This is a genomic window from Lachnospira sp. (assembly GCF_016290755.1).
In the GTDB taxonomy this organism is placed as follows: Bacteria; Bacillota; Clostridia; order Lachnospirales; family Lachnospiraceae; genus Lachnospira; species Lachnospira multipara.
In genome coordinates this window covers 1-24,031 of the sequence record NZ_JAEEVD010000001.1, presented here as the reverse complement: position 1 = coordinate 24,031, position 24,031 = coordinate 1, and the positions used below count along the sequence as shown (strand labels likewise).

The 24,031-nt window shown below is 29.0% G+C and carries 27 protein-coding genes; 23 read left to right on the top strand and 4 right to left on the bottom strand.

Going from position 1 to position 24,031, the window contains the following annotated elements; translation table 11 throughout:
* Positions 1–73: 73 nt before the first annotated feature.
* The 3 genes from QVA17_RS12510 to QVA17_RS00125 all read right to left on the bottom strand — a co-directional run bounded on the left by QVA17_RS12510 (position 74) and on the right by QVA17_RS00125 (position 2,238).
* Positions 74–406 carry an N-acetylmuramoyl-L-alanine amidase family protein gene (locus tag QVA17_RS12510; RefSeq protein WP_330635113.1) on the bottom strand — a complete coding sequence of 111 codons (333 nt, stop codon included), beginning with the start codon at positions 404–406 and terminating at the stop codon, positions 74–76.
* A gap of 246 nt (positions 407–652) precedes the next feature.
* The gene (locus tag QVA17_RS00130; protein WP_287385556.1) at positions 653–1,120 is read right to left on the bottom strand and encodes a phage tail tip lysozyme; all 468 of its coding nucleotides are present in this window, start codon (positions 1,118–1,120) and stop codon (positions 653–655) included.
* Positions 1,121–2,103: 983 nt separating this feature from the next.
* Positions 2,104–2,238, bottom strand: coding sequence for a hypothetical protein (locus tag QVA17_RS00125; protein ID WP_287385555.1), 135 nt, complete (start codon positions 2,236–2,238; stop codon positions 2,104–2,106).
* Between the two features lie 1,185 nt (positions 2,239–3,423).
* Here QVA17_RS00125 and QVA17_RS00120 point away from each other — a divergent pair.
* The 23 genes from QVA17_RS00120 (at position 3,424) to QVA17_RS00010 (ending at position 23,497) form a co-directional block, all read left to right on the top strand.
* A complete protein-coding gene (locus QVA17_RS00120) occupies positions 3,424–4,341 on the top strand; it encodes a PD-(D/E)XK nuclease family protein (RefSeq protein ID WP_287385554.1) in 918 nt (305 codons plus the stop codon).
* 65 nt (positions 4,342–4,406) lie between these two features.
* On the top strand, positions 4,407–4,679 hold the full coding sequence (locus tag QVA17_RS00115) for a hypothetical protein (protein WP_287385553.1): 273 nt from the start codon (positions 4,407–4,409) through the stop codon (positions 4,677–4,679).
* A gap of 15 nt (positions 4,680–4,694) precedes the next feature.
* Positions 4,695–5,255 carry a hypothetical protein gene (locus QVA17_RS00110; protein WP_287385551.1) on the top strand — a complete coding sequence of 187 codons (561 nt, stop codon included), beginning with the start codon at positions 4,695–4,697 and terminating at the stop codon, positions 5,253–5,255.
* A gap of 1,186 nt (positions 5,256–6,441) precedes the next feature.
* Positions 6,442–6,657 (top strand): hypothetical protein, encoded by a 216-nt coding sequence (locus QVA17_RS00105; RefSeq protein WP_287385549.1) that lies wholly within the window; start codon positions 6,442–6,444, stop codon positions 6,655–6,657.
* A gap of 788 nt (positions 6,658–7,445) precedes the next feature.
* Positions 7,446–7,811 carry a hypothetical protein gene (locus QVA17_RS00100; protein ID WP_287385548.1) on the top strand — a complete coding sequence of 122 codons (366 nt, stop codon included), beginning with the start codon at positions 7,446–7,448 and terminating at the stop codon, positions 7,809–7,811.
* 42 nt (positions 7,812–7,853) lie between these two features.
* Complete coding sequence (locus tag QVA17_RS00095; protein ID WP_287385547.1) at positions 7,854–8,084, top strand: hypothetical protein; 231 nt, start codon at positions 7,854–7,856, stop codon at positions 8,082–8,084.
* A gap of 108 nt (positions 8,085–8,192) precedes the next feature.
* Positions 8,193–8,729, top strand: a complete 537-nt coding sequence (locus tag QVA17_RS00090; protein ID WP_287385546.1) for a hypothetical protein — start codon at positions 8,193–8,195, stop codon at positions 8,727–8,729.
* Positions 8,730–9,287: 558 nt separating this feature from the next.
* Positions 9,288–9,638, top strand: a complete 351-nt coding sequence (locus tag QVA17_RS00085; protein WP_287385544.1) for a hypothetical protein — start codon at positions 9,288–9,290, stop codon at positions 9,636–9,638.
* 263 nt (positions 9,639–9,901) lie between these two features.
* Positions 9,902–10,270, top strand: coding sequence for a hypothetical protein (locus tag QVA17_RS00080; protein WP_287385543.1), 369 nt, complete (start codon positions 9,902–9,904; stop codon positions 10,268–10,270).
* A gap of 333 nt (positions 10,271–10,603) precedes the next feature.
* Positions 10,604–10,987: a hypothetical protein gene (locus tag QVA17_RS00075; protein ID WP_287385542.1), complete on the top strand. Its 384-nt coding sequence runs from the start codon at positions 10,604–10,606 to the stop codon at positions 10,985–10,987.
* Positions 10,988–11,500: 513 nt separating this feature from the next.
* The gene (locus tag QVA17_RS00070) at positions 11,501–11,689 is read left to right on the top strand and encodes a hypothetical protein (protein ID WP_287385541.1); all 189 of its coding nucleotides are present in this window, start codon (positions 11,501–11,503) and stop codon (positions 11,687–11,689) included.
* 431 nt (positions 11,690–12,120) lie between these two features.
* The gene (locus QVA17_RS00065; protein ID WP_287385540.1) at positions 12,121–12,444 is read left to right on the top strand and encodes a hypothetical protein; all 324 of its coding nucleotides are present in this window, start codon (positions 12,121–12,123) and stop codon (positions 12,442–12,444) included.
* A 259-nt stretch (positions 12,445–12,703) separates the two neighbouring features.
* A complete protein-coding gene (locus tag QVA17_RS00060; protein ID WP_287385539.1) occupies positions 12,704–12,916 on the top strand; it encodes a hypothetical protein in 213 nt (70 codons plus the stop codon).
* 974 nt (positions 12,917–13,890) lie between these two features.
* Positions 13,891–14,082, top strand: a complete 192-nt coding sequence (locus QVA17_RS00055) for a hypothetical protein (protein ID WP_287385538.1) — start codon at positions 13,891–13,893, stop codon at positions 14,080–14,082.
* A gap of 552 nt (positions 14,083–14,634) precedes the next feature.
* Positions 14,635–14,844 (top strand): hypothetical protein, encoded by a 210-nt coding sequence (locus QVA17_RS00050; protein WP_287385537.1) that lies wholly within the window; start codon positions 14,635–14,637, stop codon positions 14,842–14,844.
* A 1,032-nt stretch (positions 14,845–15,876) separates the two neighbouring features.
* Positions 15,877–16,002, top strand: a complete 126-nt coding sequence (locus QVA17_RS00045) for a hypothetical protein (RefSeq protein ID WP_287385536.1) — start codon at positions 15,877–15,879, stop codon at positions 16,000–16,002.
* A 1,221-nt stretch (positions 16,003–17,223) separates the two neighbouring features.
* Positions 17,224–17,529 carry a hypothetical protein gene (locus QVA17_RS00040; protein ID WP_287385535.1) on the top strand — a complete coding sequence of 102 codons (306 nt, stop codon included), beginning with the start codon at positions 17,224–17,226 and terminating at the stop codon, positions 17,527–17,529.
* Between the two features lie 909 nt (positions 17,530–18,438).
* Positions 18,439–18,765: a hypothetical protein gene (locus tag QVA17_RS00035; RefSeq protein ID WP_287385534.1), complete on the top strand. Its 327-nt coding sequence runs from the start codon at positions 18,439–18,441 to the stop codon at positions 18,763–18,765.
* Between the two features lie 79 nt (positions 18,766–18,844).
* The gene (locus QVA17_RS00030; protein WP_287385533.1) at positions 18,845–19,231 is read left to right on the top strand and encodes a hypothetical protein; all 387 of its coding nucleotides are present in this window, start codon (positions 18,845–18,847) and stop codon (positions 19,229–19,231) included.
* Positions 19,232–20,212: 981 nt separating this feature from the next.
* Complete coding sequence (locus tag QVA17_RS00025; protein ID WP_287385532.1) at positions 20,213–20,413, top strand: hypothetical protein; 201 nt, start codon at positions 20,213–20,215, stop codon at positions 20,411–20,413.
* 284 nt (positions 20,414–20,697) lie between these two features.
* Positions 20,698–20,895, top strand: a complete 198-nt coding sequence (locus tag QVA17_RS00020; RefSeq protein WP_287385531.1) for a hypothetical protein — start codon at positions 20,698–20,700, stop codon at positions 20,893–20,895.
* A 351-nt stretch (positions 20,896–21,246) separates the two neighbouring features.
* Positions 21,247–21,774, top strand: a complete 528-nt coding sequence (locus QVA17_RS00015; protein ID WP_287385530.1) for a hypothetical protein — start codon at positions 21,247–21,249, stop codon at positions 21,772–21,774.
* Positions 21,775–23,119: 1,345 nt separating this feature from the next.
* Positions 23,120–23,497, top strand: a complete 378-nt coding sequence (locus QVA17_RS00010; protein WP_287385529.1) for a hypothetical protein — start codon at positions 23,120–23,122, stop codon at positions 23,495–23,497.
* A gap of 343 nt (positions 23,498–23,840) precedes the next feature.
* On the opposite strand, the gene QVA17_RS00005 is transcribed toward QVA17_RS00010, so the two are convergent.
* A partial coding sequence (locus tag QVA17_RS00005) for a hypothetical protein (protein WP_287385528.1) occupies positions 23,841–24,031 on the bottom strand: 191 nt, incomplete at its 5' end.

Genomic DNA, 24,031 nt, shown 5'->3' with positions numbered 1-24,031 from the left:
ACCTTACAGGAATACTCTTGAGCTTACTTTTAGCTACTTTCCAGATTTCTTCTGCTAGTTTGTCAGAGTTATTCTAACCTTTAGTGGTCCAGATTGACCATCCTCTAGCATTCATCCATTTACCATTTCCTGCAGCATTAGAATGGCAGGATATTAATATACATTTTCCAGCTCCAAATTGTTTACACCATTTGTTAATACGTGCAACACGTGTTGACAAAGGTACATCTGAGTTTTCAGTTACAACTTCATATACATCATAACCTGCATTCTCTAAAGCAGTTTTTAATCTTTTACCTAACTTACGATTACCTTGCCATTCTTTAAAACCATCAGGACTACCTTTAACATTTCCTGGTTTAGTATTTCCATGACCGTAATCTATTAAAATTTTATATTTACTCATCTTCTAGGATTAACTTTTCTAGGTTTACTATTTCTATTATCTCTAGGATGTATTCTAGGATTAGGATTTCTTTTATGAATTCTATTATAAGAATACCTGTAATAATATCTTGGTCTATATACACCATAATATCTTGGATAATCATATACTACATAGGTAGTCGGTACTTCAGTATATACTACAGTATCTGGAATATATTCTCCACAACTAGAGAGTACCATTAATATTAATCCAACTAAAATTAAATTAATTTTCTTTAAACTTTTCATATATTATCCTAGCCATTTGTTGCCTATTACTATAATTCTTTGATTTTGGTCTTTCATAGTACTTAGCAAAATTTCTAGCAGCTTTTTCTGGAGTACTATTATCTGCAAGTTTAAAATTATCTTGCATATAAGCAAGTTTACCAGTTTCTTTACATAATAACCAATTACTTAAATGTAATAATTGGGTATCTTTATTAAAGCTACCATACTTAGATACTATCAGTTTTTGTAAAGTCCTATTCATTTGTACGTAACCAGCATGTCCAGATTTGTTTCTTATTGAACTACTAAAGTTACTTTCTATTGACATATTACCCATAACACCAGCAATTATATTTTCATCAATTCCTTGATTTTTAAAATAGTTCCATATATGGGTCATATTTTCAATATTACTAAATCTTTTATTTTTTGAAACAAATTCTGTTTTATTATCTACTGGCATACTATCCATATGTAATGGATTTAATAAAAACAATACTATTACTAAACTTATTACTTTCTTCATTTATTAATTGTTTAAGTTAATATTTGAAAGAAAGTCAAACATAAAAATATTTTAAAAATTCTCAGGTTATTGGCCTGAACCCAAGAAGTATTGCTTATCTTTTGATAAGTAGTTGACTTCCTAACTTTTATCTTATGTAATTAATCTTCGAAAACCGAAGAATGTATCTCTTCTACCAGAACCATTTGCATAATTAACCACACCTGATTCTTTTTTAGTAGGATCACCTATCTCCCACCATTGAGTAACTGTTCCCTGAGATCCTGTGGACTCTGCTACTTTAATTTTAGTACCTTGTCTCTCTAATACTATAGCTACATGGGAAGTATCTACTCCAGCACGACGAACACTACCAGCTACTTTTCTATTAGAAGTACTTGTTAAGAATACTAAATCCCCTGGACGGATATTATTGATATCTACCTAAGAGCCTATCTACCATAACTAACCAGAACCAGCTCCTTTTAAATCTATTCCAAGTTGTTTATAAACTTTATTAACAAAACCAGAACAGTCTGAGTATCCTTTCTACAGTCTTTTTGAGTTACTGTATTTTTCTCCTAATAAAGGATTAATTATCTATAATAATCTATTATATAATGTTGGCTTGGTTGTTTGTACAGGAGTTGTTTCCTAGACAGGTTCTTGAGTTACTTCATCAGGAACTACTCTCCTAGGGGTAGAATCATGGTTCAAAACTTTTTTAAAATTTGGGCCGAAAGAAAAGTCTACAACATCATTATTATATGTACTACCCTCTAAGTCATAAAAATTAATCATATATAATCGCCAATTTTAATTCTTTTAGAAACAGTAGTCCCTCCATCGGAACTATCTCTTCCAGATTTTAAGTATCTTTTAACTCCACCTACACCTCCAAGCCAAGCTCCTGATATTAATCCATTTATAGTGTGACCTTTCTAAGAAGCTAACTGAAGGTAATCTTTACTAAAACTATTTTCAAATTCTTTAGCTAATTCTATCGCTGCTAATATTTGTAATTCTGGATTATTTAAGAATGCCTGTTTATTAGTACTTTTACCAATCTTCTTCATAATACCATTTCTAGTAGAATCTATAAACTAGAAATATCCTGCAGCACCTATATTATTTACTACACCTAATCTAAAACCAGATTCTATAGAAGCTATTTTAGTCAATAAGTTTCTATATCTAGCAGCATCTGGATTATATGCTTGAACTTTATCATAAGCTCTATTAAATTGTTCATATCCTTTAAACTTAGAATAATCTTCTTTAGGTTTATTTTTAGCAACTTGAGTAGTATTCTACACAGGCTATTCCTAAATAATAGATTCTTGTACTGTAGGTTCTTCTCTTACAGGTAAAAAGTCTGTTAAATTATACGTCTTAGAATAACTTTTAAAAGGTTTTAAACCTGTTTTATTTGAAAAATCTACAATAGCCTATTCATATAAATCATCATAGTTTATTATTTCCATATTAAAATTTATTTAAAAATATTTTTTTATTTACAAAATTATAGATAATTTTGCAAACGAACAAATTATTTAATTTAAAAATGAAAATGAAAGAAATACTTGACTACCTAGTATAGTTTTATAAATGGCTCGATAGACTCCCTTGCCAGATAAAAACTATACTTATATTAGGATTAATTGGAGTCATATTTTTATCATTAGCAAATAATAATATAAAAAGCTATATTGATAAGAAATATAATATTGAAAAAGAAATATTAGTGGAATAGGAAACTTACTTAGAAAAAGTAGCACCACAAATTAATGATTTAATGTAGGATATTATTATCGGGGATTCTTGTATAAGTAACTTAATTCTATTGAACTATCATAATAGTTTAATAAGTTCTAATGGATTAGCTTATAAACATCTAACAGGAATCTCTGAAAAATTTAGAGGGATGGATAATTATCCTTGTATAGATTTTTGGACAGATCTTGATTATATTAATTATATTGATGAGATACAGAAAATAAATTAGAATGATTTTACAATTATAGATTAGGAAACAACTAGTAAAATAAGGTTTCCAAATTTCTGGCATAAACTAAAAAAATGTGAATTTAAATATGCTGCACTATATCCTATAAGAGGTACTGAAGAAGCTATAGGATTATTAGTAGTTATTTATAAAGATGAAATGCCTTAGATAAATTTAAAGTATTCTCACGATATAATATATCCTGGATTACATAAATTATCTATATTATTAGACTTTAATAACTTAAAGAAGAATTATGAAAATTGATAAAAAGAATGGAAATGTAAATTATAATGATGAAGAACATATTTATTGGGATGAAAGTGGAAACTACATTTCAGTAACTACTTTAATAGGAAAATATGAGAATGAGTATGACAAAGATTTCTGGTCTTCTTATAAAGCTTTACAAGAGTTATTGACTCCAGAACAATTTAAATTTGAAAAGAAATTCCTACTTCAAACTAAGAAAGTAGATGTCCAGTATTTCTTAGACGCTTATCAGATAAACGAGACTAATTTTAATCTCGTAAAACAAAATATACTTGATAAATGGCAACGTGAAAATAAAGCATCTTGTGATCGAGGCACCAGAATTCATGCCGAACTTGAAAAGATGTACACAACAAAAAAAGAAACAGACCTCAAAAAGTTCGGATTAGGTGGAAAATTCAAAGTAAACACTAATGAAACTCTCGATTGTAACAATATAAAATTACTTGATATTGATAAGGGAATCTTTCCTGAATATTTAATATATAGTGTATCTAAAGATGGAATTGTTAAAATAGCAGGACAGATTGACTTACTAATAAAAGATGGTGATGACATCATTATATACGACTATAAAACTAACAAGAAAATTGATGATACTTCATATTTTGATTTTAATACTAAGAAAAATCAAATGATGAAATATCCTTTAAATAACTTAATGGATTGTAATAAAATGCATTATGCTATGCAATTATCTACATATGCATGGATGCTTCAAAAATTAAATCCAAATTTTAAGATAAAGTATTTAGGCATTATTCATTATGATCATGATAATAATGTTACTGAGTATGAAATACCTTATTTAAAAAAAGATGTTGAAAGGATGTTGAAAGACTACAAGAAAAAGTTAATCATCAAACAACGTGAAGATAGCCGAAAACCTATAGTTTTCTAATGTGCTACCGAGTATCTTTCAATTATTATTTGAGATATTATAATTTCTAAATAAAATATTAGACTATGGGTTTAGGGGCTATTATTGATGGACATATTAAGGAATTCGTAGGGCAGAATGGTGATTTAAGTAAATGGAGAATGGATATATGTAGAGAATGTCCTTTATTTAAAGTTATGCCACTTGCAGGCCCTATATGTAATAATAACAAATACTTAAATGTACAAACAGGAGATGTAAGTAATACACCAAAGATAGGATATCGTAGAGGATGTGGTTGTAGGTTAAATGCTAAAACTAGAGTAGCAAAATCTAAATGTCCTCTTGGAAAATGGTAATAAATATGAATTAATATGGAAGAAAGTGGAAAAATGAATTATTTTGGCGGAGAATCTGCCGTAGGATTTGCTGGTGCAAAGACTCTTGATGATGCTACTCGTGAAAAAGCAGTAGAAGTATTTAATGAAAATTTTGATAAGAAAAAATCAGTTGTACAAGAACAAATTGATCGTGAATTAGCAGAAGCTAAACGTATGACTGAGAAAATGGATTCAATGGAAATAGTTCCACTAGGAACATATGTACTTGTAAGGCCTTATGCAAAGAATCCTTTTGAAAAACTTGTAGAAGAAGGAGGTATCATTATAACTACCCCAGACGGTTCTTTTAAAAATCCAGATACTGGAGAACAGGATACAGAATATAATTTATCTGTACAGGCTGATGTTATTGAAGTAGGTCCTGCTTGTAAGTATGTAAAAGAAGGAGATATAGTATATTATAGAAGGGCTTGTGGAGTACCTATTCCATTTTTCCGTCAAGGTTTTGAAGTTGTTGCAGAACAACAAATTCATGTAGTAATAAATGAAGGAATTAAAGAACGTTTTAATAAATTAAATAATAATGGAGAATGATAAAATTTATTTCCTACCAGGAGATTTAGTAACTCTTAAGTAGGAATTACCAAATAAACCTATAATGTTAGTAGTTAAAAAAGAAACTCTAACATTTAGACCTGATAAAGATAAAGAAGAAAAAGAAGATTTCTTTAAAGGAATTCGTTGTAGATGGTTTACTACAACTCAAGAATTATAGGAATCTGTATTTAACACTAAAGACTTAATAAAATTATAAAATGGATAATAGACTTCAGACTCAAGTATTAGCTCTAGCTATGCAAATAATGGGTTTAAAAGACCCTAATTAGTTTAAGTAGGCTATGACTATGATGTCAGAACAAGGACGAGCAAAATTTTTAAATAAGTGTGCTGAAATAATTTAGTCTGGAGATACGTCTGAAGAAAATATAGCACAGGCTCAACAAGAAGCATAGAAAGCTATTTAGGAAGGACAATAGGGACAGTAGGCTATCCTTGCCAAACATGGTAATAGGGTAACCTACTTAAACCGTTTCTATAGTGGTGGTGCCGTGAGAACATCTGATGGTGGATATATGAAATTAAAAAATCCTTTAAATAAAAATCAGGTAGATGGTAAAGAATCTATTGGATTATATAAAGGATAGTGGATGTATCTTAATTCAGAAAAAATAGCGGTTCCACGACAAAATAAAAAACAGAAAAGTGAGGATGGAAGTACTCATATAAACAGGGCTTATAATGGTATGTTAATTCCAAAGCCAGATAATTACATATAGCAGTATTCGATTGGAGGTTTATTAAACTCAGCTGCTAAATGGGTTGATAAAAATTAGAACTTCCTAAAAGCAGGTGCTGGTTTAGGAATGGGAATTTTTAAAACTATTTAGGGGATGAATAGATCTAATAGATATGAACCTATGCAAGCTTCTGCAGATATATAGGCTGGTGATTATCTAATGAATGAGTCTATAGACCCTTTTTTATAGGCTATAAAAGACATGCATAAATATAGAAGTGAACAATCCTCTAAAAATGGATAGCCTAATTCAAAATTACAAGAAAGGTTATCTGAACAATTAAACGTTAAATATCCAAGTTTTTAGCCGAAAGTTCAAAATCCTAATCCTGAACTTTATTAGTTTCCTGAATCATTAAATTTAGACACTTCTTTATAGTACCCTAATCCTTATAACAATACTTTAAAATTAAATTATTAAGTATGAAATTCTTTTTATTTAATAATGCAACTAATGAAATAGTTGTTAATGAACCTGAAGTAATGCTTGTAAAAGAATTTGCTGATTTGTGGGAACCTACTCGAAATAAAACTAAGAAAGATCCCAAAGGACAAAAGAGAACTCGTGCTTTTAGAGAACTTGCTTATATATGGCTAATGTGCGATTGGGCATCTCCATATGCTGATTATTCAGAATAGGAAAGACATGAGGAATGTTTAAAAGATGCTGGATTAACCGAAAAAGAATGGTCAGATCCTACTTTTAGGGAAGCAGTACGCAAGTACCGTGATTTACAAAATTCTTCACGTTCACTTAAGTTAATAAAATCTACACAACAAGTTGTAGATAAAATAATAGATTATTTTGATACTATTGATTTGTAGGAAAGAGATCCAGTTACTAGTAAACCTGTTTACAAAGTAAAAGATGTAATGGCTGAAATGAATACAATTCCTTAGTTAGTGGAAGATCTTAAATAGCTTGAGATACTTTATAAAAAAGAACAAGAACAAGAAAATGGTCTCATGGGTAATGTTGAGGCTGGAGCATATGATTAATAAATACTAAAAATTATGAATAACGAATACGAATTTTTCAAACAATTTGCTGGTGTAACTGAAGAAGATTTATAGGCTTATAAATGTGGTGGTAAGACTAAAAAAGTACAAAAAGATTGTGGTGGCGGCTGTGCTACTAAAGTTAGAAAAGCATAGCCTGGAATGTTAGCTCAAATTTAGCCTATAAAAAAGCCTTCACATCTTAAAAAAGATTCTAATCTACCTAATACTAAAAAAGGTACTGTTGTAGAAAATTTAAGAAAAGCTAACAATTATACTGGGAAGAACTCTTAGAATAATTCTACTCCTACTAAGAAAAATAATTTAAATACTGGGGGAATAAAGAATAATATTAATAAAGTTGATTCTAATAAATATAAAGATAATAGTAAAACTTCTGATATAAGTAAACGTAACTTAGCTTAATAATGAAAAAAATAAATGAAGATTTTTCAGAAGAAATACAAGAACTAAAAAAATCTTTATTTAAAAAAGAAGAGATAGTGTGGGATGTAAAAATAGATTCTAAAATACCTTTTTTTGATCCTACACTATCTTATGAATTAACCAAATATAGACCAATTGATGAAGAACACGGATTTGACTTCGATCCTAATTGGTTTACTAAAGCACGTGACGTAAAACTAGAAACTGGAAAATATTGTTCATATCCTTTAGGAACTAAGAGATATCGTGATTTCTGGGACGAAGAATATCGCAGATGTAATGAAGGTTACGAAAGTCATGGATATAGAATTACTGGTGACCATTACTTTTTCTTAAACTATTATTAGTTACCTGAATCTTAGGTAGAAAAAACAGGACAAGGTCGTGGTATGATATTTCCAAGTTTCTTAAGCAAACAATATGAGTATTTTCATTATATAGAAATATGTGAACTTACAAAACATGATGTGTTAGCTGTGAAAAGTCGTGCTGTGGGATTCTCTGAAATTGCTGCTTCTTTAGGAGTAGGTACTTATACTACAAGAAGAAACACTCACTGTGTATATACAGCTTTTGCCCAGGGTCAATTAGACGATGTATTATCAAAAGCTTGGTATTAGTTAGATAATCTTAATTCTAATACAGAACTTGGAATGAAGCATGTTCGTTAGAAGTATAATTCTGATATGCATAAAAAAGCTTCTAAAGTAAATAGGTAGCGTGAAGAATTGCCTAGTTCTTGGAACTCTGATATAGAAGGAAAGGTAGTTGATGATCCTCGTAAACTTCGTGGTCAACGTATTGATAGGTTATTTTTTGAAGAAGCTGGTTCTAACCCAGTTCTTAAAAAGACATTTATTCAAGGTAACGCTCTTGTAGAGGTAATGGGTAGAAAGATTGGTACTAGATTTGTATGGGGTACTGGAGGAGATGGTAAATATATGCATGAACTTAGTGATATGTTTTATAATCCTCAAGGATTTAATGTATTGCCCTATAAACACAATCATACCAAAGATGGCGCTTATATTTTTACAGGATTTTTTGTACCAGCATATACATTTGTAAATAAACCTGGTATAGTTGACGAAAGAGGAGTAACAGATACTAAAAAAGCTCGAAAATATTTAGAGGATCAGAGAGCTACACTGTTATACGATCCAAAAGCATATCTTATACAATGTGCAGAGTTTTGCTTTACTCCAGATGAAGCTTTTGCTCTAGAAGGTGATAATCAATTTAACAAAGTATTGTTAGCTGATTAGTTAACTCAATTACGTCTTGGAAATGGTCCTACAGTAGAACACGGTAGTCTTCAATATAAATTTAAAGATGGTAAAGTCTCAGAAGATACTATTGAAAAAATAGTATTTAAACCAGAATTAAATGGTAAAGTTCATATAATAGAACGTCCTAAAGAAGACGAATCTGGGGTTGTTCCTCGTAATTTATATGTTGCTGGGATTGACGGTATTGACTTAGGTGGAGAAGATACATCAGACTTTACTAGAGATCCTTCTAACTTCTGTGTAGTTATAATGAGAAGAGCCTATGGAGTACATCCTCCACAGATAGTTGCTTACTATAAAGATAGGCCTGAGAAATTAAAAGAAGCACATATAACTTGTTTAAGAATGCTTTAGTATTATAATGCTGTGGCTTGTCTAGAATCTTCTCGTATATCAGTATTACAATTTTTTAAAGAAAAGAAATGCGCTGATAAATACTTAATGCGTAGACCTAGGTCTTGTCAAACTGATATTTAGAATGGCCGTAGTAAATAGTTTGGAGCTCCAGCAACTGAGGCTGTAATTAGGCACCAATTGGATTTAATATCTGACTATATTGATGAGTATTGTGGAGAAATATGGTTTAAAGAGATAATAGAAGAACTTAGTTCTTATTCTTATGAAAGAAAGCGTGAATTTGATATTGTTGCTGCTCTTGGTATGTTAATGTTAGCAAACGAAGAGCTTATGTTTGTAACTCCACGTATAGATTCTAAAGAAAATCAATTTAGACATTTTGGATTTTGGACTGATGAAAGAGGTATTAAACATAAGGGTATAATACCTGATAAATTACCTACAATGGGTCCAGAAAATTTTAGAACTGCTAAAACATTTGAAACTGATTATTATGGATACGAACGACTTAGAATTAGCAGTTATTGAAATGATTCGTAAATTATATAATGCAGAGTACAATGGAAAGATTAAAGTCAAATAGACTTTAAAAGAATATCCTAATGAAAATGATGAATATTTAAATTTAGGTTATGTTTTAGAGTTAGGTCTTAATAAAGATGAACGTCCTATTACTTTAGCCTTTGAAGGTACTCCAGAACAATTTTTGAAATTTATTTTTAAGGAATTAAAGCATAATAGATATCATTATACGGATTACTTTACTGCTGAAAAAATATATTGTAATAAAGATGGCTGCTGCAAAAAGAAATAATGATTACATAATAGAAAATATAGACAAAGCAATTAATGAACTTGTGTATAATAAGTTTAAAATGCAAAAAGCCTATAATTACTATAATGGAAGAAGAGATCCTGAACAATTTAGGTATCTTGAAGAAAATTTTGGTATAGGCAATCCAACTTCTGTAGAGTTTACTCCTCTTGTTAAAAAACATGTAGATGCTCTTATAGGAGAATATCTTGATATACCTATGATGCCAAAAATATCTTGTAAAGATAAAAATACTATATCTTACATAGATAGAGATAAACAAGTTGCTATATCTAAAGCTATATTTGATTATTATAAATTAAAATTGAATAATGACACTTTATAGTTTTTAAATGGTTAGAAAAATCCTCAAGTAGAAGATACTGCTATAAAGAAAGAGTTAGATAAGCTTGTTGAAGATATAGACAATAACTTTGTTAGTGAATATGAAAAAGCTGCTCAAGCAGTTCTTGAATATGTAATATAGTCTCGTAGTACAGATTTAGATACTAGAAAAAGGGAATTAATGACTGATTTATTGGTTGGAGGATAGGCTTATTATTAGGTAAAAGCTTCTCCAGAGAATAATAATGTTAGTATTGAAGTTTTAGATCCTTTAAATACATTTGTTGATAAAAATCCAGACTCATAGTATGTTAAAGATTCATATAGAGTCGTTATGAGAAAATGGATGACAAAGCAACAAATTCTTAATAAATATGGTAGTGAATTAACTAGAGAAGCCATAAACGAACTTGAAGATATGCACGATCACTATAGCGATACTAATTATATGTATATACGTAGTAGATCTGGAGAGCTAAGTCTTGGATATTCTGAAGGAGATATGGCAGATCTGGATAGTGGTAAAAGTGTAATTCCAGGATACCCTTCAAATACTTATGAGTCATTTAATTATAAATGGTTACCTGTATATGAAGTAGAATGGATAGACGTAGATAAACAAGAAGGGGTATACGTTGAAAATAGGTACGAAGGAGTTCGTATTGGAGAATCTATTTATATTCCTCGTGGAAAAGCTAAAAATGTAATACGTTCGTAGGATTCTTTGACTAAATGTTCACTATCAGTTGGTGGAATATTCTTAATAAATCGAGACCACAGACCAACATCCCTTATACTTCAATGTGCTCATCTATAGGATAAATATGATGTAGTAACTTTTTTACGTGATAATATTTTAGCAAATAGTGGTACAATGGGAGACTGGTTGGATGTATCTATGTTGCCTCAATTTTTAGGAGCAGATATGACTGAACGTCTTATTAAATGGCAATCCTATAAAAAAGCAGGATTAGCTTTAATGGATTCATCTTAGGAAGGTCGAGGATTTAATAATAATACATTTACTTCTGGTTATGATGATGCTGCTAAAGTTTAGACTATGCAAGCATTTGAAGTTGTACTTGAAAGAATTGAAAATCAAGTATCATCTATAACAGGAGTTTTTCGTGAAAGATTAAATGGTATAACTTAGAGAGACGCTGTTTCCAATGTAGAAGCAGGAGCCCGTAATTCATTTACTATAACTAAACCATTCTACTAGTAGATGGATATGCTTATTATAGATATTCTAGGGGATTGTCTTGATATTGCTAAAATAGTTTGGAGGAATGGTTTAACTGGAACTATTATTTTAGGAGATAAACTTCAAAGAATATTTACTGCTTTACCAGAACATTTTACACATACAGATTATGATATCCATATAGTACCTTCAACTCGTATTCTAAAAGATATGTAGAATATGTAGAATATAATTGTAGAATTAATTAAAGGAGGACTTATGGAACCTGATATGGCTACAGAAGCTTTAACAAGTCGTAGTTTAACTGAACTAAAAGATATAATAGCTAAATCTTGGGCTAAAAAGAAAGCTGAAAATAACCAAATACAATAGTTAGGTTAGCAATTAGAACAAGCCCAAAGTTAGATTTAGTAGTTAAATCAATAGAATCAATAGTTACAATCTAAGATACAATCCTTAGATGAATAGAGGATCTAGTTAGAAAGAGAAAAATTGTAGGCAGAAACTGAGATTAAATGGTTCTAGGCAAGAACAGATAGAGCCTATAAAAATGATTCTATTGACGTAGACAGATAGAAGGTTAAAATAGAACTTGCTCAAATATCAGATGGTAATCCTTATAATGATGAAATTAAATATTAATAGTTATGGAAAGAATTTTTGATTTATTATTAGGAAGTTTTGATTTTGGGTATTCTTTTTCTGTAAATATATTGACCTATTTAATAATCAAATTAATAGATAATTTAAATGGAGATAAACAAGTTCCAACTTATATGAAAAGAATTATAGCAGTTATATGTGGAATTATTCTTGGAACAATTATGGGATTGACAGAAGGTTTTTCTATGATTATAGTTTATAGTTTTATACTAAGTCTTGTAAGTTGGGATGCTATATTTAAACCATTATTAAAACATTATAAACAATTAGACTATTTTAAAGATGGAAGCTTGTCTGGGTTAGAATAAAAACACTTCTAGACATACTATAACAATTGAAGGAAAACCAATTAGTTAGTATGTAGATTCAGAACATGAAAATTTAACTGAATATTAGTATTCAAACTGTATTAGTGCAAATATTATAGAAACTGTAAATTGTGCTAATGAGACTACAAGAATACCTAATGAGGATGGTGACACTTGTGAACCTTACAATTTAATAATTCATGTTACTTATGACGAAGATACTAATAGTATTCAATATAATCCAGATGTTACAAAATATATGTTTAAAAGTGATGGTTGGTATAGATTTACACATTTAATTATTCCTACAAAACAATATTTTGTTAATTTAGGATTTGATGGAGAAGTAGATATAGATTCCTTAAAAGAATCCTTAATAAATAAGTTTGGAGATTGTGAATTACCTGAAAGAATAGTAGTATTTGATACTGAGAAGTATTGTTTCTTATTAGGAGAACTATTTAAATATTAGGTATTAATTACTGATGAAAACAATAACAGTCATTACGAGTATGAAACTCACTATGATTGGAGAGAAATTTCCTTTGAAGAAGTACTCTGTATAGAAAAATCAACCTTTACAAGTACTATAAAATGTTATTCAGATGATTTAGTAAATTATAGTTATTTAGAGGAAGCTTACATAAACAAAGCTAACGATTTATTAAAAGTCTATCAAGAAGGTTTATGTTCTAAAAGTTGTAGTGATTTTGCAAAAGCTAATTAGGCTGACATATAGTTAAGAGATTATTATTGGATGGCTTTAAATGCTGTAAAATATGCAAACGAATTATGCAATTATTGTAAGGCTTTAACACTGTTAAACTGTGTATCTCAATGTAATAAAAATAATTCAGATCAAGACTCTTATTGTTTTTAGTTAAATTATAGTAACGGTTGTGGATGTTCTTGATATAATTAAATCATAGGTAGTAGAAGAATTTTCTAAACTATGTAAACAGTTTGGTAATGGTTACTATGTAGACTGCTACCAAGATATTTTAAATAAGATAATGTTAATAGAAAATTATTCAGATATTGAAAATTTCAAAAATTATTTATATCAATATATTTAATAATATGAGTAACGATTGCGGATGCACTAAAAAGGTAGTTGATAAAATTTATGTTGAAAGTTCTTGCTGCAATAAAAAAGAAGAAACTACAAATAATTGTAAAGGGTCTTGCTGCTCATCTTGTGGAAAACAAATTGACCTAATAGACTCAGATTTATATGCAGAAAATATATATAATTATACTCCTAATACTACTTTTAACACAGAGCAGGTGCTTTTAAAAGAAAGTGACTTGTAGGATTCTATTAGTAATCCATCTACCAGAGAAGATGTGTATAGTATTTTATAGGAAACTAATAATGTTACAGAAGTAGTAGTTCAACTAAAAACTTCTTATACAGGACATTTTGGACTAAAATGTATAGCTACTTTGAGAGAAGATGAAGGTAAATATACATTAGTATACACTAGACAATTTAGAGATGAAACTTTAACAGACAATGGTCCTAAAAGAATAAAAACTGTAGTATATGTATATACTAATGATTTTGAAGAAGTTACCTTTAAAGATTATGATATTACAACATATACTTTCGAAGAGATAAATAATTTACTTAGTTAGTATATTACAGAATCTCAAGTAGAGAATTATGTAACTAATTTCTTAAGTTAGTACTACTATGATAAAACATATATAGATAATTTACATCTAGGAGAAGATTGTTTATTTGAAGAATATACTACAAACCAGGTAACAAACCAAGGAAGTACTATTAGAAAAGGACACGGTGGAATAGCAAGCGGATCCAATTCCTTTTCAATGCAAGGGGCTGAAGCAACTGGAGATAATTCTATAGCTTTTTAGAGCGGAACCAAAGTAAGTGGTAATAATTCTTTAGGTTTAAGTGGATCTGAAGTAGAAAGTCCCAATAGTGTTGGAGCTATTTTAAGTAAAATTAAAAGTGATTCACAGAACTCTATAGCATTAAATAATGGAACTATTATTAAGTCTCCAGGATCTATTGCTCTTATGAATGGTACTATTATTAATAGTCCTTATTCTGTATCTATAGGAAGTAGCAGTTAGTCAAAAAATGAAACGGATACTAGTAAACAATCAGAATTTTCTAGACTAAATATTGATAAATATGGAAATGTTTAGTGTAATGTTTCTATGTATGGAGGATTTGCTTCTGGAAGAAATTCTATAGCTATAGGTTCCTATGAAAAAACTACTGACCAAAACAAAAACAATTATTGTACAGCTACAAATAGAAATTCTATTAGTATAGGTGCCAAAGTATTTAATAGTGGTTTTTTCGCAACTGCTTTAGGATATGATGTTGAAATTGGTAGATATAGAGTCTACAGAGGTAATACTTAGGTATATGAGTACGGAGATTCTGAAGAAAAAAGGGGAAAATTTTCCACAGCATTTGGAACCTTAATTTCTGTAGCAGGACCTTGTAATATAGTAGCTGGAGAAAGGCACTTTATTAAGGGGGGTAATAATGCAGTATTTGGTAATGGTAATGTAATTTCAAATTCTATAAATGTCAATAATTTAATATTTGGTACCAGATGTAGAATAGAAAATGCTGATACAAGTTTATCAGGAGGATATTATAGTTCTATAATAAAAAATGGTGAAGGAAATACAAGTCATGGGGCAATTTCCTTAGGTGATACTTTAAGAATTGATAATTTATATCTTTATGATACTAATACCCACACAACCGACGATGACAAATTAGAAATATTTAAGTTATATTATAAACACACAGATAGTAATAATAATACTGTCTATTGGGAAGTATTATAGAATTCGGAATTAGGTAAAGCTATAGAATTAAGCAATATTTCCTAGAGAAATGGTTCAACTAAATACCTAGGATCTTTTTCATTTTAGAATTTAAAAAATAATGCAACTCCTATATATCCAGGTATAGAATCTTTAACAAAAGATGGTAATAGTTATAAAGTAACTTTAAGTGGAGTAAAGGAAGGTACTTTAGACGATTTATATTTATATGATGAAAATAATAATGGTTATTTTGGTTGTTCAGTAAGATTTTCTGGATTTTCTAATAAAGTATATTATTCAGGAGGTGTTTCTTTAGGAACTGGGAATGAAGTTCTCAGCAATCGAGGAATTGCAATAGGTACTGGTAACGTTATTAATTCTGAGGGTGGTATAACTATAGGAAATTTCAATAGTAATATTCCTCAAATACCACCATAGAGTTCACAACAACTTTTATCTAATGGAATTAATGATGTAGTATTTTCAATAGGAGACGGGTACTATAATAGTTCTGATTAGACTATACATAGAAGAAATGTTGTTGAAATTATCAGAGGTGATAATAAAACTATAGAAGACATACATTTTGTAATAGGCGATAAGTGGTATTCTATGAGTGAATTATTAGCTGTATTAAAAAGACTTGGTGCTCCTTTAACAGTTCATAATGTAAATGATCAAGTTGTTCAGTTAACTAATGTAAGTAGTAATAATCCAAATATTGGTGGATCTCCTTAGCAATATATAAATATTAGTGAATCTATAGTATATGATCCTAATAGAGTATTACATCAAGATTAGGGTGAATCTGACGGTTAATAATTTTTGATTATGGATTGTGAATATAATGTAAAAGAATATGAAGCAATTATATAGTAGATGGTAGATTTGGATAGATAGAAAATTATCTATCCAATTACTACCGATAATGCTGTTATATTAACTAATCTACAAGAATCTCCTATTTCATTAGCAGATTATATTAATAATATAAAAAATTATTATGAAACAGGAGTTCTAGAATTATATTAGAGAATTTCTGGAGAATTACCTGATGGAAAAGCATATCGTGCTGTAGATGGTTTAAAATTAGAAAATGATGTTTGTCTAATAAATAATAGTATTAGTTCTATATAGCAAGCTTTAGATGATTTAGACACACAACAAAATAATAATGAATATTTATAGAATTAGATAAATACTTTAAAAGATAATATCCAATCATTAAATGATATTATATCTAATTTATAGTATGAATATGAGTTACTCCTATTTACATTAACAGATGAATTAGAAACTCCAGAAGATCCTGAAATTAATAGTAAAGGAGAAATTCTTAATAATTGGGATATTAGCTATTCTAATGCAGAAGGGCAATATATCTGGATGGCTTCTACTATAGTTAAAGTAAAAGGGACTACTAAAAATTTTTAGACTTGGAAGATAGTTCTTCTATATGATAAATCAGGTAATTATGTAGGAGGACAAGAACAATATGAGAAGAAAATATATTATAGAACAGATACTTACTATAAAAACTTAGACACTCCAGGAGATAACTGGGCACAGTATGGTTGGAAAGAAGAACCTCAAGGAGTAACTCCTGTAGAAAGGTATGAGTATGTAAGCAGTCGTTTCTATAATTTAGAAAATTAGCCTTTAGGAGAAGGATGGTCTAAGCCTGTACTATGGTCTAGATGGGGTGCTAATGGAGCAGACTCTGCAAATATAGAATATATATATTGTGCATTAAATTAGGAAATAGCTGACACAGACCCTTGGCTTAACGATGGAAGTAATCCTGAAGAATGGGTAAATGATTTTAATTTCCAAACTGATGAATATATTAGACCAAATTTTAAAAATAAGTTCTGGTTTGATAATCCAGTAGGTCTTACAGTAGAAAATCCATATTAGTACGTAAGTATTCGAAAGAAACTCTATAATAATGATAAAGATTTGTATGAATGGAAATCTTATAGTAAACCTAGTTTATGGAGTAGTCTTGGAAAAGATGGTACAAATGGAACACCTGAAGAAGTTCAAGGATTAGCGGGTCCTGTAATAAGATTTAAAGGAGATTATGATCCTGCTGTAGAATATGTTAATATGAAAAATGCCTTGGATTCAGAATTAGGTCTTACAGGAATAAGATACATAGATATTGTAAAATATACAGATTCTTTTTATTATATGGTATTACCTATAGAAACAGGTGATGGTATAAGAAGAGTTACAGGTATTGCCCCTACTGATACTACTTAGTGGATAAAAGCAGAAAATTTTGAATTTATTGCTACTAAGGTACTTTATGCAGAAGAAGGAAAAGTTGACTATTTATCTAGTAATGAAGTAGTAATATTCGATAAAGATAATGAGAATAAAGATGCCCATATTGTAGCTGGTATGACTGGAGGAGACTCTAAATTAATACTGTAGAATGAAGATATTACTATTGATGGAAATAAGAATAATTCAGTTAGAATTTGGGCAGGTACTTCTGCAGACTATGAAGAGGAGAGTGTAGACATAAATCTACAAGAAGCTCCATTTAGAGTATATCAAAGTGGAAAATTAGTAGCTGAAAATGCAGAAATTACAGGTAATATAAGTGCTAAAAGTATTTCTTTAACAGGTAATAATGTTTTCTGGTATAATCAAAATACAATTGAACTACCTACTTTTGAATAGAATTAGCACATGTTAGCGTATATTTTACTTTATGATAATGGAGGAACTTGCGTTGTTAAAACACCTAATCAAAATACTGAAATTTTATATTATAAAATAAATACTGTTGATAATGAAAAATACTTTGAAAAGACATCATAGTTAACTATCGATGATAATAATCTATATACTCTTATAAGTAATTATGATAGTACAACTGGAAAATATCAATGGGTTATTACTCAGTAGGGAGTTTATTATACTAATATATAGATTAGTGATGTAGAGTTAGAAAGAAAATTTGAAATAATTAAAGGAAACCCTGAAACTAATTTAGGTGTAAGTGAAAATAAAGTAAAAGTATATCTTACTAATGCTAGATTTGAATCTTCTGAACAAGGTATTCCAACTGTAACTATAGAATTTAAATTTAAATTAGGAAACGAAGTACCTGGTGTTGATAATAATAGTTTTTTAACAAAAGCTGATTTACGAGAATTAATAATGCGATTAGAATTACCAAATAGTGATAGTCGTGGAAATAGAATTTCATATAAATTAAACAGTAATAGTTCACCTTATATTGTAGCATTCCCAAATGATAGTGTTGTTACTATAGATAATCTAACTTTCTCACATAAAGAAGGTAATTATATTTATATAACTAAAAATTTAAGTAATCCTTATGAACTGGTGCTAAATGTTCTTGATGAAAATGGAGATCCGATTGTTGGAACAAACTTATATTTTAGTAATATCTATAATGATATCACTTTAGATTATCGTGAAAATAACCCTGATAATAATACTATAAGATTGTTAAGAAAATAATTTGTATAAAGTTTAAATTTTACTATCTTTGTCAAAAAAATAAATTATGGATAATAGAGAGAAATTTAATATAAAATAGATGGTTGATTGTGAAAAACAGGAACCATTTTACCCTGTAACTCATGCTCAAGCTATTCAAGTAATAGATGAAGGAGAGTTAAAAAATCTACAAGATGTACTAGGGGTTGTTTTAGAGTTTGTAAGGAACTTTGGTAGTTTTGATTTTGGAGATAAATTAGAATTGGGGTATACTTCTCATAATGCTTTTCGAGGAAGTGATGGAAAAGACCTTATGGATAAAATGGAAGAGTTATACCCACTTGCAACAGAAGTTTCACAAGGCGAACTTAAACCAGTAACTGGAGGGGCCATATATGATTTTGTACAAGGGTTTGCTCCAAGTGGTAGAGTAGAAGATGGAGATACTCAAGCAGTAGCTGGAGATACTGTATATGATTATATATAGGATCTTATAGGAGGAACTATAGAACAAGATAATCCTAATATTGTAACTGGAGGAGTTATTTTCAATTATTTATAGAATTTATCACCTAATGGTACTATAACTTAGGGAGATACCAGACCTGTTTCTGGAGATACTGTTTGGAATGCTTTGTCTAATATAGGAGATGACTTTTGGGATACTGACGAAAATTATGAAGGTTCTATTAAATAGAAATCTACGTCAAGTAATTTATAGGTATGTAAAAGTAATGAAACTACTATAGGAAACTTTAATTCAACAAATGAGAATTCAATATTTACAGTGGGTATAGGCACTTCTGATGAAAATAGATAGAATGCTTTAGAAGTTAGCAATCAAATAACTGATTCTTTAAAAATTCCTTTTAATAATTAGTACGTATCTATTCAATCTCATATGAGAAATGAACAATAGAATTTATTGCATCTAAGCTAGGATTAGTTTAATAAAATAGAACTACTAATATTAGAAAATTTAAAACCCTCGGCTACTTTTTCTGCATCAAGTGCAGGAGGAAACTTCTATTAGAATAATACAGGCATTAAATTTAATTGGGAAATAAAAGACTCTAATCATCAAGACACTCCCCCCAGTAATATTAATAGTATAAAAATATCTTATAAAAATGGAAATTCTTATATTCCAATAATTGAAAATATTACTGATTCAAATGATAGTGCCACATATAATACGTATAGAAATTTCAACTTTAGTAATTCTGGAAAAACTACGTTAAATTTTAGAATGAATATTAATACTACTGAATTAAATACTTATAAAGATAGTAGTGTAGATTTATACGCACCCTATTATATTTGGTAGAGCGTCTCTGAAGATGAAACATATAATAGTGTATTAAGTAATGGTACTCCAGTAAACTGTCAAAACTCTTTAAATTGTAATATAACAATTAATGGTGGAGGTAATTATTATGTTTATATAGCTATACCTAGTCATGTAACTATGCAAGCTCCATCTGAGAATTTCCAACCTTTTAAAGATGCTGAATCTGGAATTGAATTTAATTTAAGTAATGAATACTATGATGATACTGGTAGTAAAACATTTACTATTGTTGGAGAATCTGTAACTACAAACTATAATATTGTTAGATCAGCTGCTAGTTTATTACCAGGAACAACTTGGCATATTACAAATAAATAATAATTATGGCAAAAGGAATTAAATTATCAAACGAATTATACCCAGCAACTTCCGATAAAGTATTATCTTAGGCAGAATATATTCATGATTCAGAATGGGAAGAAACTAAAAAAGATCAATAGTCTATTAATAAATCACTATTATAGAATATTGAAAACTCTGAACAAGCTGCTAAAGAATATACCGATAGTAGATTAAAGAACAATTTAAAAGCAGGAGCTGGATTATTTAAGGATGACTTGGATGATGACTCTAATAATATATACATGGGAGTGCATAATACTGTGTATTCATTTTTAGATGAAGATAATAAAAATTATCCAGGAAATATATATGGAGGAAAACCCATAAGGGGTGACATAAATAGAGATAATAGGGTAAATATATCAGATGTAACATCTTTAATAGATATATTGTTACATGGAAATGATGGAAGAAACCCTATAGAACCTATTTTTTTATTGTTTGATGAAGATGATTAGGATTAGAATCCTATAACATTTACATTTGGAAGGGCTATTATTAATGAATATTGGATAGATGATAATAATAATAGGAAAAAACAAGGAGTATCAACAAGAGGTGTACTAGGTACAGAATTTTCTTCTACTAAATTTAGATTTAAATTCATCAATATTCCAACTAATAATACTAACAATGAAGAAGATTCTATAAATGTTGAAAATACAGTATTAGAAAATCATTTAAAAATATTATTTAAAAAATCTGATAGCAAAAATGATATTGAATAGGAACAAGATACTGAACCTTAGGGTACAACTTATAAATTTAAATTAAAAATAGATGGTTATTATGATGCCAATTAGGGGGCTATGTGTGATATTACTAAAAGTGTTATAGTAGATGAAAACTACTATGACAACAGTAATCACTATGTAATTGAAAAAACTATAGATTATATAGATAATGAATTTGACTTAGAATTTACAATTCCTTCAGATGCAACTGAAGGTTCAAAACCTACTAATATAATATTAATTAATCATCATAACAGAGAGTTCTCTGATGAGGAATTGTTGTTAGAACAAGATACAGATTTTACAGAACCTCCCTATAGTATTAATGATTATACTATATTGTCAAGTGGTTCTAACGTTCGTTTAGAGATTCCTTTATATGATGTTGCTATAAATGATCCTTCAGGAATATTAAGGTTCCCTTGGCAAGGTGGTGAAACTGGCACTTTAATAAGTATTAATGATGTTACTAAGTTAATAGATTTTATAATAAGCAATAATTGGGGAGAAGAAGATTATTATGCATACTTTGTAAACGATTTATTTAGATTAGCAGATAATGACGGACATATTATTCCAACATGTCCAGGACTAATCTATTAGGGAATTACTTCTGAAGGTTCAACTGTCTATTGTATAGCTAAAGATTATTATAAAACTGATTAGGTAAATAATTTAGGTGTACTATATCCATTAAAAATTAATGAAGCAAATATAGATCAAAGTTCCTTAAAAGAATGGATACAGTCTTGTGTATTTATAGACCCAGGTAAAAGTTATAGAAGTAATGCAGAAGATGATGTTATAGACGCTGCAGTTGAAGGATATTTAGAAAAACCTATATTTCGGTCTGAAAAATATGTATTTGTACTAAATAAATATTCTAAATAGCAATTATATGATGCTTATTATGATATAGTAGAGAATGAAAATTATGATACTTTTAACAATATGTTTTTTATACCATCTACACCATCAGATTATACTACAATAAATGTTTAGAATATCGATGATATCATAGAAGTACCTTTATATATTTGGAATTTTACTTTAGAAGAAGATGATTCTACTATTTCAGAACTCAGTATTGACAATAATCTAAATCCTCCTATTTAGTATACTCCTGATTTTACAAATCAAAAATTTATAGTTAGTATAGTAAATAGTGCAGCTAATGTTGTACAATTAATAAATCAAAAAGGGGAAAATATTAATTAGGTTATTATTAAAAATATAATTACTAAATTTCCACAGATTATATTAAGGTTTAAATTAGATAAAAGTGATTTATCTAATTACAGATATATAAATGAAGATGGGGGTTATTATACATTAAATGATAATACTTTTATAAATATGTTTGTAGAAGATCCAGAAATGCCTAAAGATAGAAGAATAAGAGTACAAGGCTTAGGCTCTTCTTTAAAATTTAAAATAAGAAATATGTAATTATGGTACTAAAATATTATGATTCTAAAAACGATTCTTTTAAAGAATTAGAATTAGATAAATCTAATAATATAGAGGCAGATGTAACTTCTTAGAGTATAACTCAAGATGGATCTACTGAAGAACATGTAGTACATCATGAAACTGCTGAATCTTGCTTAGATGCTAAGATAAGTAAGGAAGGGGACCAATTAAATGGAACTTTACTATTAAATAATGGAGCAGGATTAGTAGGATTAAAACCTCTGTTATATGATGAATTTAGTGATGCTAGAATAGAATTTAAAGAAGGAGATTCTCAAGGAGATAGTGGGTATTTTAGAGTTACTAATATTATAAAAGATTTTGAAAATCCAGATGATACAATGGATACAGGATCCTTTAACTTGGTATGTGATACATTGCCTACTGAAGATAGTGAAAATTTATTAACTTCTGGAGCTATTTATACAGCTTTAGAAGCATTAGCTCAAAGAGTACTTATTTTAGAACAACGATTATGAAAATATTATTAACTATTAAAAACAAAATGAAAGAACTTTTAAATAAGAAAATGGCTTTAAGGGATAAGTTATATTTAGAAAAAGGATCTGGTATAGTATGTGAAGATAAAGAAGATTTAACTAATAAAGTAGTTGAAATAATTCCATCTCACATTAATCGTGATTTAGATGTTCCAAGGATTTTTCCTGAGTTTTCTGTTGTTAAAACTACCAGTAAAGATGGTCAAATTGGAATGCATAAAAAAGTTGCTTTGATATTAGATACTGATGATGAACCTACTGAAGGAAGTCGTAAACTTTTAACATCTGGTTTATTATATGAAATAATAACAGATATATACAACAAAATTGATGAATTAAAGAACAATAATTAATTATGGCAAGACAAGTACTTTTTTAGGATAAATATGTAGGATATCATACTAGAGGTCTCGAATTGAGTAATACTGTTGGAGCAGGATCTCTATCTTTAGAACCTAAAGATTCAGAAAATGATACAGATTAGCCTAAACCTGAACCTACAGAACCTCTTCCAGATGTTCCTACTACTAAAGAAGATGACTAGGATCCTACAAATCTCCCTGAACCAGATCCAGATGCAGGTTCAGATGATCCTGAAAGTAAGTAATTTATTATTAAATAAATGCATTTAATAGTTTGCTTATCGATAATTATTTTTACTTCTTTACTATTTTATATGTCAATAAAACAGGGAACTTAGACTAGTATTTCATAGTTAGCTAAGTATAATTGGCTACTGCTGTTAATAGCCATAAGTTCCCAGTGTTTATTGCTATACCCTATGTTAGAACTTACACCAGTTCTATTTAAATGGATTCCTTTTATTGGATGTGGTAGTATGTTATTTACTGGAATAACTAATATACTTAATAAAGAAGATGAAACTA

What these genes read in the sequence shown, in the direction of transcription:
- QVA17_RS00035 (WP_287385534.1), top strand. Translation starts at nt 18,439, where the DNA reads ATGCGATTAGAATTACCAAATAGTGATAGTCGTGGAAATAGAATTTCA.
- QVA17_RS00010 (WP_287385529.1), top strand. Translation starts at nt 23,120, where the DNA reads ATGAAAATATTATTAACTATTAAAAACAAAATGAAAGAACTTTTAAAT.
- QVA17_RS00050 (WP_287385537.1), top strand. Translation starts at nt 14,635, where the DNA reads ATGTATGGAGGATTTGCTTCTGGAAGAAATTCTATAGCTATAGGTTCC.
- QVA17_RS00120 (WP_287385554.1), top strand. Translation starts at nt 3,424, where the DNA reads ATGAAAATTGATAAAAAGAATGGAAATGTAAATTATAATGATGAAGAA.
- QVA17_RS00015 (WP_287385530.1), top strand. Translation starts at nt 21,247, where the DNA reads ATGTGTGATATTACTAAAAGTGTTATAGTAGATGAAAACTACTATGAC.
- QVA17_RS00080 (WP_287385543.1), top strand. Translation starts at nt 9,902, where the DNA reads ATGGCTGCTGCAAAAAGAAATAATGATTACATAATAGAAAATATAGAC.
- QVA17_RS12510 (WP_330635113.1), bottom strand. Translation starts at nt 406, where the DNA reads ATGAGTAAATATAAAATTTTAATAGATTACGGTCATGGAAATACTAAA.
- QVA17_RS00130 (WP_287385556.1), bottom strand. Translation starts at nt 1,120, where the DNA reads ATGCCAGTAGATAATAAAACAGAATTTGTTTCAAAAAATAAAAGATTT.
- QVA17_RS00060 (WP_287385539.1), top strand. Translation starts at nt 12,704, where the DNA reads ATGTTTAAAAGTGATGGTTGGTATAGATTTACACATTTAATTATTCCT.
- QVA17_RS00030 (WP_287385533.1), top strand. Translation starts at nt 18,845, where the DNA reads ATGGTTGATTGTGAAAAACAGGAACCATTTTACCCTGTAACTCATGCT.
- QVA17_RS00125 (WP_287385555.1), bottom strand. Translation starts at nt 2,238, where the DNA reads ATGAAGAAGATTGGTAAAAGTACTAATAAACAGGCATTCTTAAATAAT.
- QVA17_RS00100 (WP_287385548.1), top strand. Translation starts at nt 7,446, where the DNA reads ATGAAAAAAATAAATGAAGATTTTTCAGAAGAAATACAAGAACTAAAA.
- QVA17_RS00070 (WP_287385541.1), top strand. Translation starts at nt 11,501, where the DNA reads ATGCTTATTATAGATATTCTAGGGGATTGTCTTGATATTGCTAAAATA.
- QVA17_RS00025 (WP_287385532.1), top strand. Translation starts at nt 20,213, where the DNA reads ATGCAAGCTCCATCTGAGAATTTCCAACCTTTTAAAGATGCTGAATCT.
- QVA17_RS00110 (WP_287385551.1), top strand. Translation starts at nt 4,695, where the DNA reads ATGGAAGAAAGTGGAAAAATGAATTATTTTGGCGGAGAATCTGCCGTA.
- QVA17_RS00105 (WP_287385549.1), top strand. Translation starts at nt 6,442, where the DNA reads ATGAAATTCTTTTTATTTAATAATGCAACTAATGAAATAGTTGTTAAT.
- QVA17_RS00045 (WP_287385536.1), top strand. Translation starts at nt 15,877, where the DNA reads ATGAGTGAATTATTAGCTGTATTAAAAAGACTTGGTGCTCCTTTAACA.
- QVA17_RS00065 (WP_287385540.1), top strand. Translation starts at nt 12,121, where the DNA reads ATGGAAAGAATTTTTGATTTATTATTAGGAAGTTTTGATTTTGGGTAT.
- QVA17_RS00075 (WP_287385542.1), top strand. Translation starts at nt 10,604, where the DNA reads ATGAGAAAATGGATGACAAAGCAACAAATTCTTAATAAATATGGTAGT.
- QVA17_RS00115 (WP_287385553.1), top strand. Translation starts at nt 4,407, where the DNA reads ATGGGTTTAGGGGCTATTATTGATGGACATATTAAGGAATTCGTAGGG.
- QVA17_RS00095 (WP_287385547.1), top strand. Translation starts at nt 7,854, where the DNA reads ATGATATTTCCAAGTTTCTTAAGCAAACAATATGAGTATTTTCATTAT.